Source organism: Allobosea sp. FW305-C-101 (assembly GCF_058783685.1).
Genome location: NZ_JBYSYT010000021.1, coordinates 1 through 5326, shown reverse-complemented (window position 1 = coordinate 5326; position 5326 = coordinate 1). Strand labels below are relative to the sequence as shown.

Here is a 5326-nt window from a genome sequence, read left to right as displayed (position 1 = left end):
ATCTCCGCCACCAAGCGCTCATAGCTTGGGACCCGAAGCGGCTTTTCACCCGCCGCCTCCCGCTTTGGGTTTTCCTCCTCGATGATGTGAGCTTTCATCAGGCGATGGACATCGCGCTTGGTCGGCCGGGTTTCCGACATGTATAGCTGGGTGAAGCGGTGCATGATCTGCCGCTCCGGCAGCCCCAGTCGCTCCGTTACACGGTTACCCGATCTGAAATAGCGCTTCCGGAGCGCGATAGCTCGTTCGCCGCCCTCCAGATACCACTTGCGCCATTTGCGATAAGTGCGCGCGCTTGGAGGTTTGCGGCACCCAAGCTCGCGATCGCCAGCCTTCGGCTTGATGATTTCGCCATCTGCATTGCGATTGGCAGTACGATTTAGCTCATCAGCATGGTCGCGCTGCGCGACAACTGGAGCCCACTTCTTATAGGATGCGTCCGAGAGAGTGGCATTCTTGGCCTGGATCTCCTTCTCCATCCCTCCGCAAAACCTCGTGCGCCACAGCACCTCTTCCTGCTGATCTTCTGGAATCCAACTGATCAGCCCATCGACCGAATTGGAGGCTGCGGACGCTTTGCCCTCGGCAAATGCGCTCCGTTCAAAACGGAAGTCGGGCTTTGAGGAAGCCAGCAAGAGATCCCGGTCGGTGAATGTCTCGACCACATCGGGATCATCAACGCGTTCGAGAATATACCCGTGGGGAAGGCGGCGGCGGCGCTTGTAGGCGATGTTATTGATGACCAGGCGATCCTGGTACGACAGGCTAAACCGCGGGGTGAATTCGGAGTTCATCACGCGACCTCCTCGTTGCTCGAGGAGATCGAGAGCTCGATCCTGGCCAGATATCCGATCCGAGCATTGTCGATGACGCGAACGACGCCCGCGGCGATCAGGCGGATGATTGCCTGGAAGGCCTGACCTTCGAGGCCGCTCGCCTCGACGATCTGCCCGATCGTCGCGTACTTGTGCTCGGCCAGAAGACGTTTGATGAGTTCGTCGTGCGCCGGATTCGAGGTGCGAAGCGACTGCTTGAACAATACCGCGTTATGGACATGGTCTTGCGGCAGGTCCTCGTCCGTGACGAGCTTCACGCCATCGGCAAAGCTACGCGGCAGCTGCTGGGCGATAAGGCCTAATGTCTCCAGAAAGCGGGTGCGCTTCGCGACCTCCATCGGCTTCACCGCGATCGCGACCTTCTTGCCCGACCGCAGAGTCGCCAGGAAGTCGAAGGTGTGGCGCCTGAGAGTTCCCTCGGCGTCGATCCAAGTCACGGCGGGTGGCTGCTCTCGAAGGTCGATCACGTCCGGGTCGGTCGCTATGATCAGCGCGGCGTCCCGTTCCGTGCCGGATTCGCACATGACCTCGCGGTTATGGATGACGACGCTGGGTCGGCACGCCCCGCGGCTCTTGGAGTGGACATTTCGAGACGAACGCGACTCGCCCGGCAGATAGATCATCGGAGTCGGTGAAGAAGGCAGGTTTTCAATAGTAAGCATGTTGGGGTTCTCTTCGGTAGGCACACTACCGCGACCCCAATTTCTCGTGAAAACTGCTTGCGCTTTATCACGCGCGCAGGTATACACGAGGAACTGAGTTCGGCAGCTGCCGGAGTTCGGTAGGTCCACTCCGAGGTTTTCCAGTTCCGGAGGAGTGGGTTGTCTCAAGGGGACATTCTGACGGGCGTCAGAATGTCCCTTTCATTTTTGGGTCGGTTCGAGCTTCGTCTCTACATTCTGGGTTCCTGATCTGGTTCGGGCTCGGTTCTGCCGATGAGAGGGAAGGCGATGATCTCGGCTGTTAGAACGGGCCTGACCCGCGCTTCAGCCTCGGCCTCCGCCAGAACGACCTGTGCGGCGGCCACGGATGCTGCGTGAATGGCACGCAGTGCGACCCGATCGCCAAATTCCACTCGGATTTGACCGAGCCGGACTACGAGTGCAGCCAACTTCTCCATTCCGTACTCCATAGATGAAAGGGGTATGGCTCAGGTCGATTGGGCATGAACTAGCCAGAATTGACGCTGGCCATGCGTTTTCAATCTGTGTTTCTGTCGCGAATTCTCCATCTGTTTTTCCAACTCATCCGTTGGGCGACGGAGTTGTACCTCAAGTAACGGTACCTCTGTCTAGCGATTTGACGCCGATGCATCATCGGCTTTGCGTCGATTTTACCGATTCGACTCGGTCTTCGCTTTATGGTAAGGGCGGGGTGATTATCGTTAGCGCCGGACGAACCGAGAAAAGCGGATCGCGGTCGAAGCGCTTCTATACCGGCCGCTCTGCGGGTGTGGTTAATTACTTGATAATGGGTTGATGCTCTGCCGACACGATGTCGTGGGCGCCGTCTCGGTGAATTCCTCTTGGCGTAGTCTTGGGTTGGGGCGCTCGCGAAACCCGGCTACCCGGATCATCGGCAGTTCGTTGTGAGGCCTAAATGACGAGATGGCCGTTGCTGTAGGCGCGTCGGATGGTGGCGCGCCGAAGCTAGGCCGGTTGACCTTTCGCCTGCGCGGAGCGTGCGAGCCAGGTGCTAAAGTTGGGCTGCTATCCGAAGCAGCGTTGCCAGTTCGCAGCCCAACTCATCGAATTCCTCGTCGAGCAATTGGTCGGAAGAGGCGTCGTCCGAGATCATTGTCGCACCTCTCGCCGGGGAGACCCTCCGTCTAATATCCGGGTGAGGGGTCAGTCCGCGGCGCCGCCGAGGACGATGGGCAATGAGTTCTTGTTCGAGCGCGGTCGCACGCTTGACTTGGGTCGTGCCTATCATGGGAATTCTCCGCTGGCCTATGTGTCGTGGCTTGCAGGCACATCAACGGCCGTCGCGGCCGGTGGGGAGTTAGCGGAATGCGCCGATTAACCCAGCTCGATGCAGGCTGACCGGGTCGGGCAAATGCTGCTACGAGCGGGCAGGGCGCTTACCTCGGACGCCATCTCTGATTGATCTTAGTTAATATATCAGCGATGTAGATATTTGCATACAATTCGACGCAATATGGTTAATTCAAAAAGGCCTAATCTCTGGTTTTTGACCTGGGCGCTGGGACGAGCTCATTCAGAATGACGACGCCCATTCTCTCGCTTCCGATCAAAAAGCGAGCGCCTTGCCTCTCCAGTTCCTGCCGTATTTTTCTGTTCGTTGCCAATTGTGGTGCAACGAATAAGTTCTCAAAATCATTGATAGTTTTCTTGGAAACGCCAGCATGTTCGTGAAGCGTTTGTTGCGACAGATTGAGAAGCTGTCGGGCTGCCTGGCACAAGAAGCCGGGTATTTCCTCATCGTCAGGCATCGGCAGCATACCCCCCGACGTGAGTAGGATCGGGCCATCCTTTTTTAGGTGAAAGATTCGTATACTACTGGTATAATGATATATCAGCCTGGGTGGCATGTCGGCCAGCGCGGCCGCCTCCGCGGTCAGGGGGGTCTTCGTCTTGGCCTTCATCAGCGCTTCTTCACCACCATTGCTTGCGAGCTATGTCGTTACGCCACATCGAGCGACGTGGCGTTTTGTTTCGAAAAATTCCGCATAAGCGGCTGAATCAACGTGAGCGGGAGCATCGCAAAAATGGCGGTCCCGGTCGAGTTTGCTCAGGCGTTCAAAGGCTGATCTCGCCGTTTATCCGCAGCTTCCCGCGAAGTTGTCCGCAAACCGCAATTCGCCGTACGAGGTCTAAATGTCCGAACGGAGTTTCGAAGAGCGCGCTCGCGTTAGTGCGCCCGGTATTCGCACGTTTCTTAACATTGCTCGCCGCTGGAATTTATCTGAGAGACAGCAGGCGCTTCTTCTGGAGTGCAAAATACCGCAACTCCGCAAATGGGCGAGGATTGCTCGTGAGCATAAGCCGCTCGCGCTCGAGACGGGCACGCTACTGAGGATTTCGGTAGTGATGGGTGTTTTTGCTGACCTGCGACAATTCTTGTTGCTCGTGTCCGGCGGGCGGGAAGAGCGATTGTGGCTGCTTCGACCCCGACAGTTTCCTCCATTCAGTGGCCTGTGTCCGCTTGAGGTGCTTTGCGGATCATTCGAAGATCAGATGACCGTACGACGGCATCTTGCTGCTGCCGTCGAGGGCGCATCAGCTCGCCGTGACATAGATTTGAGCGATCCAGCCAGTACCGCCAACGAGGAGAGTTGGACGGGTGCCACGTCGCGCGGAATCCAGGCAGTTTGCTTTGATGCATTCGGGACCATTGTAGAGATCGTCGACAAGCGTCGTCCATTTCACGCGCTTCTCCGTGATGAACCGTCGGGCACGCTTGCAGTGAGGGCAATCACGCGCCCGATCGGCTTGCGAGAGCTCTCGCGAGAGATGGCCAATCCCGTAACTGAAGACGAATTGGCACGGCGAGAAGCAGACGTTGAAACGGAGTGTGCGTCGACGCGGTTGCGACCGGGCGTGGACGAGATGTGGTCCGCCTTGCGTCGAGCCGGGCTGAAGATCGCCATCTGTTCGAACCTCGCTCACTCCTACGAGCAGGCCTTGATCGATCAGCTTCCCGATTCACCAGACGCGCTCGTGCTGTCGTTTCGTGCGGGTCTGATGAAGCCCCAGCAAGAGATCTACCGGTTGGTATGCAGGGAGCTACGACTGCAGCCCTCTGAGGTTCTGTTCACCGGCAACGATCTGGAGGCCGACGTTTTTGGCCCCGGCACCATCGATGCGCTGGCCATGCCTATCGAGGAATTCGAGAGCTCCTATTCAGGGCGCGTATCCTTCTTTGCGCCAAGTGAGGTTACCGAACTTTTCGCGCAAATTGCCGCAGCAAAGGCGAGGTAGTTCCGCCCGCCAACTTCGACCCTTCCGTCAGTTCAAACGGCCTGGAGGCAGAATGCGCTTGCTTGTGATCTCCGATCTGCATCTTGAGTTTGGCCCCTTCCAGTTTCCTGCGTCTATGCCGGAGTTCGACGTGGCAGTGTTCGCCGGCGACATAGGGAAGCCAATTGCGGCGGCTGTGGCGTGGATGGTGCAGCAAGGGAAGCTGGGCCCGCTCTCCGGACGTCCGGTCGTTTACGTGCCTGGAAATCACGAATTCTACGGCAGCGAGATGAAGTCGAGCCTCGCCGCTGGCAGAGAAGTAGCCGAGGCAGCGGGGATCGAGCTGCTCGCCCGCCGCACTGTCGTCATCGATGGCGTCCGCTTTATCGGTTGCATACTATGGACCGACTATCGCCTCCTCGGGACGCCTAAGCCGTCGATGGTATTTGCCGGGCAGGAGCTGAACGATCACAGACTCATTCGCTATCGCGAGGACAGCGGTCACTATAGCCGCTTCATGCCCTGGCATGCAGCGGCCGAACACCGGCTCGATCTTGCTTTCATTCGCAG

At 57.9% G+C, this 5326-nt stretch carries 5 protein-coding genes; 2 read left to right on the top strand and 3 right to left on the bottom strand.

All coding sequences use genetic code 11. The features are described 5' to 3' along the window. From AC3WMA_RS27540 to AC3WMA_RS27530, 3 genes are all read right to left on the bottom strand, one after another. Positions 1 to 794 (bottom strand): hypothetical protein (locus AC3WMA_RS27540; RefSeq protein ID WP_492288425.1); only part of this gene is annotated, 794 nt, incomplete at its 3' end. Next, positions 794 to 1459: a TnsA endonuclease N-terminal domain-containing protein gene (locus tag AC3WMA_RS27535; protein ID WP_175624197.1), complete on the bottom strand. Its 666-nt coding sequence runs from the start codon at positions 1457 to 1459 to the stop codon at positions 794 to 796. The genes AC3WMA_RS27535 and AC3WMA_RS27540, both read right to left, overlap by 1 nt. A gap of 1553 nt (positions 1460 to 3012) precedes the next feature. Then, entirely contained in the window at positions 3013 to 3441 is a 429-nt protein-coding gene (locus AC3WMA_RS27530; RefSeq protein WP_492288424.1) for a helix-turn-helix domain-containing protein, read from the bottom strand. 232 nt (positions 3442 to 3673) lie between these two features. Between AC3WMA_RS27530 and AC3WMA_RS27525 the strand changes: the two genes are divergently transcribed. Both AC3WMA_RS27525 and AC3WMA_RS27520 read left to right on the top strand, forming a co-directional pair. Next, positions 3674 to 4777: an HAD family hydrolase gene (locus AC3WMA_RS27525; protein WP_492288423.1), complete on the top strand. Its 1104-nt coding sequence runs from the start codon at positions 3674 to 3676 to the stop codon at positions 4775 to 4777. A gap of 52 nt (positions 4778 to 4829) precedes the next feature. Continuing rightward, on the top strand, positions 4830 to 5326 hold a 497-nt coding region (locus AC3WMA_RS27520; RefSeq protein WP_492288422.1), incomplete at its 3' end, for a metallophosphoesterase.